This is a genomic window from Streptomyces coffeae (assembly GCF_016741875.1).
Classification (GTDB): Bacteria; Actinomycetota; Actinomycetes; order Streptomycetales; family Streptomycetaceae; genus Streptomyces; species Streptomyces coffeae.
The window spans coordinates 212,242-229,028 of record NZ_JAERRF010000007.1; the positions used below are offsets into that span (position 1 = coordinate 212,242).

The window sequence follows — 16,787 nt, forward strand, 5'->3', positions numbered from 1 at the left end:
TTCACCTTCGCTCACATGGGTGGGGCGACGAACAGTCCGGGGTCGACGTCGTTGTGGGACTTGGCCGCGATGCACTCGTCCATCTGTGTGGCCGTGCCCCACTGATCCGCGTTGGCGGGGTCGCGCAGGTCGTAGAGGTGGGGGTGCCAGGTGTCCTCGTCCAGGATCTCCAGCTCGGTGGTGTACTCGACGGTGTTGCCCGCCCGGTCGAGGAAGTAGCTGAAGGAGTTGTCACCGGCACGGTGCCGCCCCGGCCCCCACAGCTGCTCGATCCCCAGGCGTCGCATCCTTCCGGTGCCGCGCATGAACTCGTCGATTCCGCGCATCTCGAAGGAGGCGTGGTGGAAGGCCGCGTGCGGTCCGCGCACGATGCCGAAGCTGTGGTGGAAGGTGTTGCACCGCAGAAACCACATGATCTCGCCGCGATCGCCCAGGCACATGGTGTCCGAGAGGCGGAAGCCCAGATGCTTGATGTACCAGGCCACCGTGGTCTCGGGGGTGGGGGAGTTCATCAGTACGTGGGAGAGGCGCACGGGGACCGACTCGCGGGCCTCGACCTTGCGGTGCCGACGCGCGGTGACGTCGGCGGAGACCTCGACCACACGGCCCTCGTTGTCGAATAAGCGGACCGCGTAGCCGCCTCCGGGTGTGTCCAGCGGCTTCGGCTCATGGACCAACGTCACGCCCTGGGCGATCAGTTGCACGGCCAGGGCGTCGACATCGTCGGCGCCGGCGGCCCCGAAGGCGATGAGGTCGGTGCGCTTGTGGGCGTCGTCGCGCAGCCGCACGACGTACTGCTCCGGGGAGCCTTCGGCGGCCAGGAACGAGACTCCGGTGTCGGCGGCGGTCTCCGTCAAGCCCCACAACTCGGTGTAGAAGCGGCGCTGTTCGGCGAAGTTGGGCATGGCAACGTCGATGTGCCGCAGGTGTGTGATCAGACTGCTGTTGCTCATGGGGCACTCCCTTGGGTACGGGGTTCAGCTCGGCCAGGCGAGTGGTTCAGCTCCGTCGTTCGGTCAGCCAGTCGAGGACAGTGGGCAGCACGGGTCCCTCGCCCATGTTGCCGCCGGGGAACATCCGGGCCGTCTTGCCACTGCCGCGCCTCGGGCAGGGTGCGGGAAGTCATGGAACTCATGGCGGGCACCTGTCTCTCCTCGTCCGTCACCGGTCGCTGCCGGTCGTCTCTTCGCGCCGGATGGTCACGCGGGCTCGGCCATCAGCCGGTGACAGGCATCGACCAGCGGATGGGCATCGTGGTGGCGCTGCGCCCGTTCCAGGCCCGCGATGGCCACCGAGGTCTCCACGAGCGTGCGGCACCGCTGCGCGCGCCGGCTCATGAACGCCTCCAGCCCCGACCCGGCCGACTCGTGCCGCTCAAGCTCCTGGGCCAGCAGCAGACCGTCCTCGATGGCCAAGGCCGCGCCGCTGGCCATCTGTGGCGCGGGTGCGTGCGCGGCGTCACCGATGACCACGCCGTTGCCCCGGTTCCAGGCGCCCTCCAGAAATGTCGTCCGCACCGGACGCCGCACCACCGATGGCGCCCCCGACTCCGCTCCGGACACCAGAGGCCGGATCTCCTCCACCCGGCCGGGGAAGGGCTCCAGCAACTGCCGCAGGCGTGGGGCGAGGTCGGCCTCGGGCAGGACGCTCTGCTCCACTCCGTTCTCCGTCAGGAACACGTACGCCTGCCTGGTCGAGATGGGCACGAGGCCCGCGGTGTCGGTCATCCCGGCGAAGTGATGGATCCCGGTGGCCCACCGCGGGCGGGGCACCAGTGCCCGCCAGACCATCTGACCGTGATAGTCGAGCGAGGTCTTCAGACCGAGCAGGCTCCGTGTCGACGAGCGGATCCCGTCCGCGCCCACCAACAGCGCCACCTGCCGGGCCGTCCCGTCCGACAACCGCACGCGGACCAGCTCCCCGTCCTGGTCCACGGCCACGACGGTCAGTCCGTGGCGCACCACCACACCGCACCGCTCGGCTTCCGCGTGCAGGACGCGGTGCAGTACGGGGCGTGCGATGCCGACCATCCCCGGCTGCCCCGCACCGAGCAGGCGCGGCAACGGGACCTCGCCCGCGGGTTCGCCCCGCACGTCGACGTGTGTGATCCCGGTCATGCCGTAGCCCGCGGCCAGGCAGGCGTCCGCGAGACCCAGCTCGTTCAGCGCGCGCAGCGCAGGACCGGTCAGGCACAACCCCCAGCCGGACGTCGCCCTTGACGGGCTGACCTCGGCGATCTCAACCCGCCATCCCGCGCGTGCCAGGGCAGTGGCCGCTATGAGCCCAGCGACGCCCGCACCCACGATCACGGCCGTCCGCGCAGTGCGACACCTGTTCATGTACGCCTCCAGAGCGCTGACTTCTTCGAAACCGTAGGCTCCGTCGGCACTGGGTCATATCCGAATCGGGCGGTGACCATCCGCCGTCGGCAATCGGCTGCCACATTCCGGCGCGGGAGCTGCTGGGCGACGTCAACTCTCTTTGTGTGCGCGCATGAGCCGGATCGGTGATGGACAACACCCATCGCCCGCACCGCGTCCTCGCCCAGGGCTCACCTCTGGGACCACGGCCCCCGCCGATCAACGATCCGGACCGGAATCCTGGTGAACGCCAGACCGCCGAGCCCTGGCGCGAGCGCCACTGAGATGAACTCATACTCGCGGAGGGGGAGGAGAAGAGGGAGGAATGTGGGCTGACGGCGCACTGTTCCTTCGTGCTGCCCCAGCCCTACATGGTGCGGTATGCCCGGAGAAAGGTCCGCACTCCCTCGACGACGAGTGGCCGGACGCGGGTGTCCTCCGCGGCATTCGCGGAACCGAGCCTGTCCAGTGCGACGCCGAAGGTCAGCGCGATGAACTGGTCGGCCGCGAGTCGGGGGTCGGGGACGTCGAGCAGCCCGGCCGCGGCGAAGGCGGCGAACCGCTCGGCAAGTGCCTCGTCGGGGGTGTCGGCCATGGAGTTGTAGCCCCGGTGCGGCAGGTGGCCGGATTCCGCCCGGACCAGTCGTTGCAGCGTTGCGTACTCCGCCGAGTCGAGCATGTCGGTCGCGATGCGCATCGAGAACGTGACCAGGGCGTCCTCGAGGTCGGCGACCTCGGTGAGGTCGGTGAGGGTGTCGTCGAGGGTGTGCCGGATCGTGGTGATCAGTGACTGGCCGATGGCGTCGACGACTGCTTGCAGCAGCGTCTGTTTGTCGCCGAAGTAGTCGTAGACCGTCCGCTTGGACACCTCGGCCCGGGCGGCGACCGCGTCGACGCTGGTCCGGTCGAAGCCGTCGGCGAGGAACAGTTCCCGGGCCGCCGAGAGGATGGCGGCCCGCTTCCGCGTGGACCCCTCGCGCAGTGTCTTCGTGGTCGGCATGGGCACATCTTAACCGTTCTACACTGCACGGTGTAGTGTAGTATCGGCTTGCCACGGCCCGCACTCGTACACCCGCTCAGCCCGGCGGAGCCGTGCATGCGCCACCTCGGGTACCGCTTCCCCGGGTTCACCCCGCCGGACGACCTCGGACCTGTCCACGAAGCACCATGCACGCCGCGCCCCGCGTGAATGGCCGCCGTGTCCGCGCCGGGCCGGCAAGGCGGCGGCGCTACGCGTACGGCCGACTCCTTACTCGCCCGGAAATGACGGAAAGGACGACCATGACCGCAACTCTGGCTCCCCCGGTCCGCATCGGGAATGCCGCTGTCGGGGCCCTCGGCATGCTGGCAGTCGCCACCGGTGCCTTGGAGTCGGTGGTGACGCCGACGCTCCCGCTCCTGCAACGCGAGCTGGATATGAGCCCCGCCGAAGGGGCGTTACTCAGCATCGTGCTCCTCATCACCGGCGCGCTCGTCACACCGGTCGCAGGCAAGTTCGGCGACCGCTACGGCGGGAAACGGGTCCTGATCCGGCTGATGGCCGTGGTCTGTGCCGGTGGTCTGGTGTCCGCCCTGGCGCCGAACCTGCCGGTGCTGCTGCTCGGTCAGGTACTGCAGGGGGCGATGGTGGGCGCGCTGCCCCTGTCGTTCATCCTGGTGCGCAAACACCTCCCCGCGGGAGAGTCGAAGGTGGCCATCGGGGTGGTCAGCGGGTTATTCGTGGGGGGCGGGATGGCGGGAACGCTGTCGGCCGGGCCCGTGGCGGAAGGGCTGTCCCGACACTGGATGTTCGCGCTGCCGACGATCGCGGTCATCGGGTCCACCGTGCTGGTGAACAGGCTGATGCCGCATGATCCGCCGGACCGGTCGGACGGCGCCGGGGTCGACTGGCCCGGGCTGGTTCTCTTGAGCGGGACGCTGATCACGCTCATGCTCGTGCTCGCGCTGGCGCCCGACATCGGCTCGCAGCCACTCGTACTCGGCGCCCTCATCGTGGTTCTGGCCGCCTTCGTGACCGGATGGACAGCCGTTGAGCGTCGTGCGGCCTCGCCGATGGTCGATCTGCGCATGCTGGCACGGCCTGCGATGTGGAAGTCGTGTGTGCTGACGTTCGTGATGTGTGTCGGTACCTCGGTGGCGGTCTATCTCGTCCCGCAGCTGTTCGCGGTGTCCGCCGACGAGTACGGTTTCGGGGCCGGCGCCACCGAGATCGGCTTCTTCCTGCTGCCGGGCGCCGTGGCCGCGTCGCTGGCCGGGCCGATCAGTGGGATCGGGGCGCGGCGTTTCGGCTCGCGTGCCGTGGTCACCACCGGGATCTTCATCATGGCCGCCGCCCTGATCGCCCTGGCAGCCGTGCACACCGAGGTCTGGCACCTCATCGTCGGCAAGGTGATGATCTCGCTCGCCAACGGCCTGTGCGTTACGGCGATGGTGACCAGCACCGCCACTTCCGTCGATCAGAGTGACACCGGCATCGCCACCAGCCTGGTCCTGGTGACTCGCGTGATCGGCTACGCCGTGGGTTCGCAGGTCGGTGGTGCGCTCCTCACCGCCGGGACCCCTTCCGGGTCGGATGTCCCGGCCGAATCGGCCTTCGTCACCGGCTTCGTCATAGCCGGCGCCGTCACGGCGCTGTCCCTGCTTGTCGCCCGCACCATGAGCAAAGGAGTCAAGGAATGACCCGCACTGATCTGTTGAGGGATATCCGTACCGCGCCGAGGCGCAAGGTCCTGATATCCGGGGCCGGCGTCGCGGGGCCCGCCCTCGCGTTCTGGCTGAACCGCTACGGATTCGCGGTCACGGTAGTCGAGAAGGCGCGCACACTTCGTGACGGTGGTTACCCCATCGACGTGCGCGGCACCGCACTCGAGGTCGTCCGGAGGATGGGAATCCTGCCGCGGCTGCGGGACGCGCACATCGACCTGCGCCGGCTGACCTTCCTCGACGGGGACGGCAGCGAGGTGGCCTCGGTCAACCCGCACACCGTCACCGGCGGTGTCGCGGGACGGGACCTGGAGGTGCGGCGCGGGGATCTGACCGGCGCTCTCTACACGGCGGTCCGTGACGACGTGGAGTTCTTGTTCAACGACTCCATCGACACCCTCGACCAGTCCGGCCACGGCGTCGACGTCACCTTCCGCGGGGGCAGCAGGCGTACGTTCGACATGGTGTTCGGCGCGGACGGTCTGCACTCACGTACCCGCGAGTTCCTGTTCGGCCCCGAAGAGCGGTTCCACCGATACCTCGGCTACTGCTTCGCCGGATTCACCATGCGCAACACCTTCGGGCTCTCCCACGAGACCATGATGTGGAACACCCCGGGCAGGGCCGCGGCGCTCTACGCCGTGGGGGACAACGACGACGTGCACGCCTTCCTGAACTTCGCCCACCCGGAACCGCCGTTCGACGCGTTCCGGAACCCGGAAGCCCAACGGGACCTGGTCGCCGCGGCCTTCGCCGACGCGGGATGGGAGGTCCCGGGCATGCTTGCCGCCATGCGCGACGCGGATGACCTGTTCTTCGACGGGGTCAGCCAGATCCGCATGCCCCGCTGGTCCAGCGGCAGGGTCGCGCTGGTGGGCGACGCCGCGTACGCGCCCTCGTTCCTTACCGGACAGGGCTCCAGCCTCGCGCTCGTCGGCGCGTACATGCTCGCCGGTTCCCTGGCCGACGGGGACCACGCCGCGGGCTTCGCTGCCTACGAACACCACACCCGTGAGTTTGTGACCGTGAACCAGGAGCAGGTCGGCGAGGGCGATGCCACCCTCTTCCCGACCACCGCTCGGGCCCTGGAGCAGCGCAACGACATGCTGCGCAATCTCAGCGCCATGCCCTCCGCGGAGGGACGACCGGCCCATTCGGCCCTCACCCTGCCCGAATTCATGCCCATGACGTGAGCCCGGGCACACCCGCCGATGACGGGCGTCACCGGCGGGCCGGACCCGGCGCTGGTGACGGCCGAGGATGAGCAGACGGTCCGTCAGCCGCCCCCGCAGTCCGGCATGCGAGGGCCCGTCCGGTCAGCGCGCGTGCCGAGCCATGCCCGGATCGCTTCCGCCGTCGTGCCCGCGTGCTCCTCGTTCATGCTCCAGTGGCTGCCGGGGACGTCCACGGTGTCGTGGGGCTCCAGCCAGGAGGTCCGCCAGTCACCGCCGCCCCGTGCCTCGCGCCCGCCGTGGGTCCGCATCTGCGGCACCGGTTCCGTGGCACGGACCAGCAGCGTGGGGACGTCGGTCTGCTCCGGTCGCCAGCCGCGGGCCATGCGGGTGTAGGCGCCCAGTGCGGCCATGGACATGTCGTCCACCGCCGTGTCGAACCGCTCGCCCATCTGGAGGGGGAGGCGGGCGGGCAGGGCGAGCAGCCACGGCTCGTCCTCGCGGTCCGGCGTGACGTGGTAGGTGTCGACGAGGACGAGGCCGGCCGGCGGCGTGCCGGTCGCGGCGAGCCGGGCGGCCACCGAGTGGGCGGGGTAGCCGCCCATCGAATAGCCGAGGACGACATACGGGCGGTCGCCGAGGTGCTCCCGCGCGGTGGCGGCGTGCAGGTCCACAAGTGTCCCCCAGTCGCGCGGGACGGTGTCCCCGTGGTCGACGCCGGGGTGCTGGATCTCGAAGACGTCCCGCTCGCCGCCGAAGAAGGGGGCCATCGCCGCGTACCAGGGTCTGCCCAGGTTGGTGGCGAAGCCGGGGAAGCACACGAGCGCGGGATTGCCGGCGCCTTCGGCCAGGCGCAGCGGCGCGAGCGTGTGCCGGGTGCTGTCGGCGCGGTCGAAGGCGGGCACCGCGAGCGAGGCGGTCACCAGCAGATGCATCGCCGATATGACATCGCCCGTCTCACACACCCGCCGGTAGAGGGAGGCGAGGGTCTGCGGTGGCCGTGTCGTGCTGTGTGGCGCGGGCGCGGGCGCGGGCGCGGGCCTGGGCTCAGGCTCGGGCTCGGGCCGTTCCGGCTCGGCGGCAGCGCCTTCGGGGAGTGCCGCGTTCAGTTCCTCGTACAGATGGGCGGCCAACTGCGCGGCGCTGGGCTGGTCGAACACGACGGTGGCGGGCAGCGGTAGGCCGGTGAGCGCGCTCAGGCGGTTGCGCAGCAGCACCCCGGTCAAGGAGTCGAAGCCCAGCGCGGTGAAGGGCTGGCCGGGGGCCACGGCGGTCGCGTCCGGGTGGCCGAGCACCGTGGCGACCTCCTCGCGGATCAGCTCCAGCACGGCGGGCGCACGGTCGGGTGCGGGCAGCGCCGCCAGCCGTTCCCGCCAGGTCCCGGTCGCGCTCCCCGGATTGTCGGCCGTGGTCCCCGTTGCCCTGATGCCGCCGTCGTCCTCGGACCGGACGGTCGGGCGGGCCGGGCGCAGCAGGGCGAGCAGCGGCGGTGGAACCGGCGGGCCGGCGGGGGCCAACGGCCGGGAATGGTCGAGCAGCAGCGGGGCGAGTACCGGTTCGCCGCTGCCCAGCGCGGCGTCGAACATCGCCAGGCCCTGCTCCGGGGAGACCGCGCGCAGCACGCCGGCCCGGGCCCGGTCGGTGCGGGCCGCCATCCCGTCCCGGTCCGCCCACGGCCCCCAGATGAGGGAGAGCGCGGGCAGGCCCAGGGCGGCGCGGTGGTACGCGAGAGCGTCCAGGAAGGCGTTGGCGGCGGCGTAGTTGGCCTGGCCGGGATGGCCCAGCATGGCGGCCGCCGAGGAGAACAGCACGAAGTGCGACAGGGGCAGATGTTTCGTCAGCTCGTGCAGATTCCAGGCAGCGTCCGCCTTCGGCCGCAGCACCGCCGCGAGCCGTTCGGGCGTCAGCGCCTCCAGTACACCGTCGTCCAGAACCCCGGCGGCGTGTACGACGCCGGTCAGGCCGGGCGCGTACTTACTGACGACGGTGGCCAGCCGGGTGCGGTCGGCGGCGTCGCACGCGATCATGTCCGCGCGGGCACCGGCCTGTTCCAGCGCGGTCCGCAGTCGCCGCGCCCCCGCCGCCCGTGGGCCGCGACGGCTGATGAGGACGAGGTGCCGGACCTTGTGCCTACTGACCAGGTGGTGGGCCAGCAGGCTGCCGAGGGCGCCGGTGCCGCCCGTGAGCAGTACGGTGCCGCCGCCCGCGAAGCCCTCACAGAAACCGTCACCGACGCCGGACAGGGCCTCGGCGACCGCCAGCCGGGGGACGCGCACCGCGCCTTCCGCGACGGAGAGTTGGGGTTCGCCCGTGGCGATGGCGGCGGGCAGCAGGCGCAGCGACTCGGGGCTGCCGTCCGTGTCCACCACCGTGAGGCGGCAGGGATACTCCGACTGCGCGGCGCGCATCAGGCCCCACACCGCGGCGGCGGGCAGGTCCGGCACCGGGCCGGTGGCGCCACGGGTCACCACGACCAGGCGCGCTCCGGGCGCCGCCGGACCGGACAGCCGGGTTCGCAGCAGCTCCAGGGCGCGCGTGGTCATGGTGTGGGTGTCCGCAGCCGGATCGGTGGATTCGGCGGCTGCGGACGGGGCGGACAGGGAGACGACGACCGTTTCGCGGGCGGCGCCTGCGTCGGCGGGCGGGGAGGGCAGCGTGGCGCGCAGACCCATATCGTCCGGCACGGCCACGGTCAGCGCCGGACCGTCCCCGCCGACCGGAATGCCGGTCCACCGCGGCCGGTACAGCCCTCCGGCCGCGACCAGTCCCCTGGCCACGGCGTCGATGGATTCCGGGACCGGCCGTGTGGTCAATGACTCCACCCGGGCCACCGGCCTGCCCGTGTGGTCGGCGAGGTTCACCGTGACCGTGTCCGTGCCGGTCGCGCGGAGCCGTACGCGCAGCGCCATGGCGCCGGTGGCGTAGACGGTCGCGCCGCGCCAGGCGAAGGGCAGCCGGGCGGGACCGGCGGGTGGGTCGGCGAGCACTTCGGCGTGCAACGCGGCGTCCAGCAGCGCGGGATGGATGGCGTACCGCCGGGCGTCGGCCGTCGCCGCCTCCGGCAGCCGCACCTCGGCGAACAGCTCCTCGTCCAGCCGCCAGGCGGCGGCGACGCCCTGGAACGCCGGGCCGTACGCGTAACCGGCGCCGGCCAGGCGCTCGTAGGCACCGGTGAGGTCCACGGGCGAGGCACCCGGGGGCGGCCACGCGGCGGTGTCGGCGTCCTGGCCCCGCCGACCGGCGGCGGGGCCGAGCCGCCCGGTCGCGTGGTGCGCCCAGGCGCCGAGCGCACCCGACTCCTCCGGGCGGGTGTGGACGTCAGCGGTGCGGCGGCCGGCGCCGTCCGGTTCCCCGAGGACCACCTGTACCTGGACCCGGCGGCCGGAGCCGGGCAGGACCAGCGGAGTCACCAGTGCGAAGTCCTCCAGCACCTCGAGCCCGCACGCCTCGCCCGCGTGGAGCACCATCTCGGCGAACACGGCGCCGGGTACGAGCGTCAGCCCCGCGACGACGTGGTCGCGCAGCCACGGTTGGGCCGCGTCGGACAAGTGGCCGGTGCACAGCAGGCGTTCCGTACCGGGCACGGTGGTTGTCTGGGTCAGCAGCGGGTGGCCGCGGCCGTCCCCGGCCGGGGCGGGGGCGGTGGTGTGGGCCAGCCAGTAGCGCTGCCGCTGGAAGGGGTAGGTCGGCAGCTCCACCCGCCGGGCTCCGCTGCCCGCGTACACCCGCTGCCAGTCCACCGGCAGGCCGTGTACATGCAGCCGGGCGAGCGCGGTCAGGGCCGTCTCCGTCTCCGGCTCCCCGGCGCGTACGACGGCCGTGAACAGCGGCCCCTCGCCCTCCCCGGCCAGGCCGGGGTCGGCCACGGCCGCCGCGGTGAGCTGCGCGCCGGGCCCGACCTCCGCGAAGGCGGTGACCCGCTCGTCGTACGCCAGCCGGTGCAGCGCGTCCCCGAAGCGCACGGTCTCGCGGGCGTGCCGCACCCAGTACGCGGCCGAGCGCAGGTCGTCCCCGACAGCCGGACGCCCGGTCAGCGCCGACATCACCGGGATGCGCGGCGCCTGGTACACCAACCGTGACGCGACGCGACCGAACTCGGCGAGCATCGGCTCCACCAGGGGCGAGTGGAAGGCATGGCCGACCGGCAGCCGCGTCGTGCGGCGGCCGCGCTCGGCGAACCGGTCGGCGATGGCGAGTACGGCGGCCTCCTCCCCGGAGACGACCACCGACCGCGGGCCGTTCACCGCCGCGACCGCGACCCCGACCCGGTCCGCCGGATCGGAGACGTCCGCCAGTGCTTCCGCCGCCTCGTCCTCGGTGGCGTCCAGGGCCACCATGGCCCCGTTCCCGGGCAGTTGACGCATCAGCCGGCCCCGGGCCGCGATCAGCTCCACGGCGTCCCGTTCCGACAGGACGCCCGCGGCGTGGGCCGCCGCCAGCTCGCCGACCGAGTGCCCGGCCAGCACGTCCGGCCGCACTCCCCACGACTCCAGCAGCCGGAACAGCGCGACCTCGAAGACGAACAAGCCCGCCTGCGCGACATCCGTCCGGTCCAGCGAGGCGGCCTCGCGCGTGCCCTTCTCCGCCCACAGCACCGCGCGCAGCGGCCGGTCCAGGCGGCTGCCGCCGAACCCGTCGTACGCATCGAACCGGTCGCACAAGGCGTCGAAGGCGGCGGCGAACGCGGGGAAGGCCATGTGCAGCTCCCGGCCCATGCCCGGCCGCTGCGCGCCCTGGCCGGTGAACAGCAGGGCCAGCCGCCCGGCGGGCGCGACCGCCTCGGTGGTTTCCGGCATGCCGCTGGTTCCGGTCGCCGCCGATGTGTCCAAGGCGGTCAGCAGCGACGCGCGGTCGCCGACGGGCACCGCCGCCCGGTGGGCGAGCGCGGCACGGGTCGTGGCCAGGGAGAACGCGACGTCCAACGGGGACAGTTGGGGCTGCCTCCGCAACAGGGACGCGGTCTGCCGGGCCTGCGCGCGCAGAGCTTCCGGGTCCGCGCCGGAGAGCAGCAGCGGAGGCGCCGCCTTCCACGGAGCGGGGGCGTCGGGGGCTGGTTCGGATGCGGCCTGCTCCAGGATGACGTGGGCGTTGGTCCCGCCGATGCCGAACGCGGAGACCGCGGCGCGGCGCGGGCTGCCGGGCGCCGGGCCCCATTCCCGCTCCCGTGTCAGCAGCCGTACGGTGCCCGAGGACCAGTCCACGCGCGGCGACGGCTCCTCGCAGTGCAGGGTGCGCGGGAGCCGTCCGTGGTACATGGCCAGGACGGTCTTGATGACACCGCCGACCCCGGCGGCAGCCTGCGTGTGCCCGATGTTGGACTTCAGCGAGCCGAGCCACAGCGGCCGGTCGGCGGGCCGTTCGCGCCCGTACACGGCCAGCAGCGCCTGGGCCTCGACGGGGTCGCCGAGCGCGGTACCGGTGCCGTGCGCCTCGACCGCGTCGATGTCGGCAGGGGACAGCCCGGCGTCTGCCAGGGCCTGGCGGATCACCTGTTGCTGGGCCGGGCCGCTGGGCGCGGTCAGCCCGTTGGAAGCGCCGTCGGAGTTGACGGCCGAGCCGCGCAGCAGCGCCAGCACCGGGTGGCCGTTGCGCCGGGCGTCGGAGAGCCGTTCCAGCAGGACCATTCCGACGCCCTCGGCCCAGCCGGTGCCGTCGGCCGTGGCGGAGAACGGCTTGCACCGGCCGTCCGGCGCCATCCCGCGCAGCCTGCTGAACGCGACGAACGGCGCCGGGGTGGCCATCACCGTGACACCTCCGGCCACGGCCAGCGCGCACCTGCCGGACCGCAGCGCCCGCGCGGCCGAGTCCATCGCCACCAGCGACGACGAGCACGCGGTGTCCACCGTGACGGCGGGCCCGCACAGGCCCAGGGTGTACGCGATACGGCCCGACGCCACGCTGCCCGCCGAGCCCAGCGCGAGATGCGCCTCCAGTTCGTGCGGTCCGCTGTGCAGGAGGCGCCCGCCGTAGTCGGTGTGCATCACGCCGACGAAGACGCCGGTGTCGCTGCCGCGCAGCGCCGCCGGGTCGATGCCCGCCCGCTCCCAGAGCTCCCAGGTGGTCTCCAACAGCAGCCGCTGCTGCGGATCGGTGGCCAGCGCCTCCCGCGGCGACATCCCGAAGAAGGCGGCGTCGAAGTCGGCCGCCCGGCGCAGGAAGCCGCCGCGGCGGGTGACGGAGGTGCCGAGCCGGTCCGGGTCGGGGTCGAAGAGCCCGGCCAGATCCCAGCCGCGGTCCGCGGGGAAGTCCGAGGTCGCGTCGGTGCCGTCAGCGACCAGCCGCCACAGGTCCTCAGGGGAGGCCACGTCTTCCGGGTGCCCCGGGTAGCGGCACGCCATGGCGACGATGGCCACCGGCTCCTCGGAGGGCGTACGCGGGCTGGTGCCGCTCGTACGGGCTGCCGGGACCGGGCCGCCAAGCAGCGCGGTGGACAGGAACTCCGCTACGGCGGCGGGTGTCGGGTGGTCGAACACCAAGGTCGCGGGCAGGTCGAGACCGGTGGCCGCACCGAGCCGGTCGCGCAGCAGGACGCCCCCGAGAGAGGTGAGCCCGAAGGAGGTGAAGGGTCTGCCGGACTCCAGGGTCCGCGCCGGCTCACCGCACGTCCGGGCCGTGCAGTCGAGGACAATGCGCAGTACGGCGTCGTACCGCCTGGACGGTGCCAGGTCCAGAAGCCGCCCGCGCAGAGCGGATGCGGCGGCCACACGCTCCGCCGCCAGCCGTTCGGCCAACTGCCGGGCCAGCGCAGGGCGGTCGGTCTTGCCGGTGGCCATGCGGGGCACGGCGTCGGTCTCGTACACCTCGTCGGGCACCTTGAAGCCCGACAGCCGCTCCTGGCAGAGGGCGCGTACCCGATCGGTGTCGACGCCGTGTGGGCCGGGGACCACGAACGCGACGGGTACCTCGCCCAGCGCGTCGTGCGGCCTGCCGACGACGGCCGAGTCCGCGACGCCGGGGCAGGCCAGCAGCACCTGCTCGACCTCGACCGGGTTGATGTTCTCGCCCCCGCGGATGATCAGTTCCTTGACGCGGCCGGTGACCCGCAGGTGGCCGTGGTGGACCTGGCGGCCGAGATCCCCGGTGCGGTACCAGTCGTCCCGGAACGCCCGTGCGGTCTCGTCCGGGCGGCGGTGGTACCCGATCATCAGGTTCGGACCGCGGACCCAGATCTCTCCCTCGTCCCCGTCGGCGACCTCCTCACCACTGCCGGGATCGGTCAGCCGGACCTCGACTCCGGGCACCGGCGGGCCGTTGGAGTCGTCGCCCCCGGGTCCGCCGAGCCCCTTGACCGCGATCTTCCCGCAGGTCTCGGTGGAGCCGTAGGCGTCGAGCAGCGGCGCGCCGAGCAACTCCTCGACGTCCGCCCGCAGTGCCGGCGGGCACGGCGCGCCCGCCGTCACGCACAGGCGCAGGCCGGGCAGCGGCCCTCGACCCTCGCGCACCGACTCCACCAGGAGGTGGTACGTGGCGGGCACCCCGGCCAGGACGGTGAACGGCTGCTCGGCGAGCGCCTCCGCGACGCTCGCGCCCCGGTCGAGGAGGTACGCGCCCGCCCCCACCGTGACCACGCCCATCAGACACAACGAGTGCGCGTAGGCGTGGAACACCGGCAGCGGCCACAGCAACCGGTCCTGCGCTCCCAACCCCCACAGCGGGACGTAGGCCGCCGCCACCGACCACAGCCAGGCGCGCTGGCAGGAGACCACGCCCTTACTGGCCCCGGTGGTGCCCGAGGTGTAGTGGATCCACGCCGGCTCGTCCAGGCCGAGGTCGTCGTGGGGCGGAAGGTCCGGTTCCGTCCGGGCCAGCTTCTCGAACGCGACCGTACCCGCGGGCGCCCCGTTCGGCACGGCGTCCGTGCCCGCCACCACCACGATGCGCAACTGAGGTCGTCCGGCGGCCAGCCGGGCCACTTGGGGCAGCAGCGCCTCCTCGGTGACGACCGCGACCGCGCCGCTGTCGTCGAGGAAGTACGCCAGCTCCGCGTCCGCCGCCCCCGGGTCGAGCGGCACCCCCACCGCCCCCGCCCGCAGGACCGCCAGGCAACTCTCCACCGACTCCACGCGGTTGCCCAGATGGAGCGCCACCCGGTCCCCACGCCGGACGCCCAGCGCCGCCAGATGGCCGGCCAGCCGCCCGGTGCGCTGCTCCAGCTCGCGGTAGGTCACGGTCCGCCGGGCATCCTGGAACGCGGTCCTTCCTCCTCGTCGCACCGCGTGGGCCCGCAATACGCCGGGCAGCGCCCGGACCAGCTCGCCGCGAACCTCGGCCATCCGCCACCACCTTCGGGCCCGGAGCGAACGGCAGCGCTCCCGCCAGGACACTGTACCGACCGCCGCAGTCCGCGGGGACGGTGTTCGTGGGGGCCAAGGGGGCGCGGTTTGCCGCGACCGCATTGTTGGTTAGGGTGGCAAGTAGGTTGATTTCACATGCCTTTGGCCAGAGTGCTGGACAGGAAGATCCGGAACACCATCTACCGATCACGGCACAGCACCGCAGGCCGACCGGACGCGGTGGGCGTGTGACCGGCCGGTCGGCGCCCGCGGTGCTGCCCCCATCGCTGCGCGCGTGGCTCGGGCTGATCGCGGCCCTCGCCACGCTGGCGGTCATCGTGCTCGGGGTCCTGTATGCCGGCCACAGCCGGCCCGGCAGGGTGGACAGGTGGATCATCCAGCCGACGGCGGACAGTGTGCGGCCGCCGTGGCGGAACGTCGCTCTGACCATCGACTTCTTGGGGGAGCCCGCCGGAGCGGCGATGTTGGTCGTGGCCGCCGTGGCAGGCTGCCTGCTGCTTCGGAGTCCTCGCGCGGCGGTGTTCGTCGTTGCCGGGGCCGGCATCTCCGTGGTGACGGCGACGCTGCTCAAGTCCCTGGTGGGACGCACTATCCACGGCGCCGACAACCTGTCCTACCCGAGCGGGCACACCGCCTTCGTCACCGCGCTCGCCCTCGTGGTGGCGCTGCTCGCGACCGGCCGGCTCAGCCTCGGCAGGACGGCCGGCACGTTACTCGTGCTCGCCGCGGCGCTGGTTGCCGGCGCCGCCATGGGCTGGGCGCAGGTTGCCCTGAGCGCGCACTATCCGACCGATGTCCTCGGCGGCTGGTGCACCGCGCTGGCAGTGGTACCGGTGACCGCGTGGCTGGTCGACCGGATGGCTGACCGGCTGGTCCATCGGACGGCCGACGCCGGTCGGCGGGAGCATCGCTGACGTCACGTCACGTCACGTCACGCCAAGCGGCGGAATACGGGCTTCACCGGTCGTCCGGCCAGCCAGGGGGTGGGGTCAGCGGCGTCCAGCGCCTTCCGGTACACCGCACATGCCTGGGCCACCACGTCGACGGTGTGATCGATGTCGGCGTCGACGAGCGCGCTGCTCACCACGAACGACGGGGCCAGCACCCCGCCCGCGAGGAGTCGGCGCAGGAACAGGGTGCGGTACTGCTGCGACGGCTGCCGGTTCTCGTCGAGGGTGGCGAAGACCAGGTTGCTGGCCCGGCCCCGGAGGACGATGTGGTCGCCGACGCCCATGTCGGCCGCGGCGGCGCGGACACCGGCGGCCAACCGCTCGCCGAGGGTGTGCAGCCGCGCGGTGACGCCCTCTTCGACGTAGGTGGTGAGCACGGCCATCGCGGCTGCCAGGGAGTGCGTTTCCGCACCGTGCGTGGTGGACAGCAGGAACACCCGGTCGCCGGAGTGACGCAGCCCGCCCCGCTCCATCAGTTCGCGGCGCCCGGCCAGCGCGGAGACGGCGAATCCGTTGCCCAGCGCCTTGCCGAACGTGGAGAGGTCGGGGACGACGCCGTACAGGCCCTGGGCGCCCGCCTCGGACCAGCGGAAGCCGGTGATCATCTCATCGAAGATCAGTACGCAGCCGTGCCGGTCGGCCAGCTCGCGCAGGCCGGCGAGGTACCCGAGCGGCGGCTCGGTGTGGGTGGCGGGTTCGAGGATCAGGCAGGCGACCTCGTCCTGGTACCGGGTGAGCAGCTCCTCCGTGGCGGCCAGGTCCCCGTAAGGGAACGCCACGGTGAGCTCGTTGGTCGCCGCCGGAACACCGGCGGACATCGGCGTGGTACCGATGAACCAGTCGTCGACGGAGAAGAACGGATGGTCGGCGCAGATGGCCACCCGCGGGCGCCCGGTGGCGGCGCGGGCGAGGCGCACCGCGGCGGTGGTGGCGTCGGAGCCGTTCTTCGCGAACTTCACCATCTCGGCGGTCGGCACCGTGGCCAGGAAGCGTTCCGCGGCTTCGACCTCCACGATGGACGGCCGGACGAAGTTGCTGCCGCGGTCGAGTTCCCGCCGTACCGCCTCGATCACGCGTGGGTGGGCGTGGCCGAGGCTGACCGACCGCAGGCCGGACCCGTACTCGATGTAGCGGTTGCCGTCGATGTCCCACACGTGGGCACCGCGGCCGTGGCTGATGACCGGGGCCAGGTCCTCGGGATACTGGTCGTCGCCCTTGGCGTAGGTGTGCGCGCCCCCGGGGATCATGGCGTGCAGCCGCTCGTTCGCCGTCCGGGACCGGGGCAGCCGGAACTCTTCGGTGTCCACG

Annotated in this window: 8 protein-coding genes; 3 read left to right on the forward strand and 5 right to left on the reverse strand. The window is 72.5% G+C overall.

Translation table 11 applies throughout. The features are described from left to right. Positions 1 to 11 precede the first annotated feature (11 nt). From JK363_RS14155 to JK363_RS14165, 3 genes are all read right to left on the reverse strand, one after another. Complete coding sequence (locus JK363_RS14155; protein WP_201875216.1) at positions 12 to 953, reverse strand: VOC family protein; 942 nt, start codon at positions 951 to 953, stop codon at positions 12 to 14. A gap of 246 nt (positions 954 to 1,199) precedes the next feature. Next, complete coding sequence (locus tag JK363_RS14160; RefSeq protein WP_215910906.1) at positions 1,200 to 2,339, reverse strand: FAD-dependent monooxygenase; 1,140 nt, start codon at positions 2,337 to 2,339, stop codon at positions 1,200 to 1,202. 388 nt (positions 2,340 to 2,727) lie between these two features. Further along, entirely contained in the window at positions 2,728 to 3,360 is a 633-nt protein-coding gene (locus JK363_RS14165; RefSeq protein WP_201875217.1) for a TetR/AcrR family transcriptional regulator, read from the reverse strand. Between the two features lie 281 nt (positions 3,361 to 3,641). Here JK363_RS14165 and JK363_RS14170 point away from each other — a divergent pair, with 281 nt between their 5' ends. Together JK363_RS14170 and JK363_RS14175 are read left to right on the forward strand one after the other, a co-directional pair. After that, positions 3,642 to 5,039, forward strand: a complete 1,398-nt coding sequence (locus JK363_RS14170) for an MFS transporter (protein ID WP_201875376.1) — start codon at positions 3,642 to 3,644, stop codon at positions 5,037 to 5,039. After that, positions 5,036 to 6,256, forward strand: a complete 1,221-nt coding sequence (locus JK363_RS14175) for an FAD-dependent monooxygenase (protein ID WP_201875218.1) — start codon at positions 5,036 to 5,038, stop codon at positions 6,254 to 6,256. The genes JK363_RS14170 and JK363_RS14175 overlap by 4 nt, the downstream gene beginning before the upstream one ends. Before the next feature lie 83 nt (positions 6,257 to 6,339). Here the strand turns inward: JK363_RS14175 and JK363_RS14180 are convergent, their stop codons facing one another. Continuing rightward, positions 6,340 to 14,508 carry a type I polyketide synthase gene (locus JK363_RS14180; protein WP_201875219.1) on the reverse strand — a complete coding sequence of 2,723 codons (8,169 nt, stop codon included), beginning with the start codon at positions 14,506 to 14,508 and terminating at the stop codon, positions 6,340 to 6,342. Between the two features lie 248 nt (positions 14,509 to 14,756). Here JK363_RS14180 and JK363_RS14185 point away from each other — a divergent pair, with 248 nt between their 5' ends. Continuing rightward, on the forward strand, positions 14,757 to 15,443 hold the full coding sequence (locus tag JK363_RS14185; protein ID WP_201875220.1) for a phosphatase PAP2 family protein: 687 nt from the start codon (positions 14,757 to 14,759) through the stop codon (positions 15,441 to 15,443). Positions 15,444 to 15,460: 17 nt separating this feature from the next. On the opposite strand, the gene JK363_RS14190 is transcribed toward JK363_RS14185, so the two are convergent. Beyond that, positions 15,461 to 16,786, reverse strand: coding sequence for a glutamate-1-semialdehyde 2,1-aminomutase (locus JK363_RS14190; RefSeq protein WP_201875221.1), 1,326 nt, complete (start codon positions 16,784 to 16,786; stop codon positions 15,461 to 15,463). Between the last annotated feature and the right edge of the window lies 1 nt (position 16,787).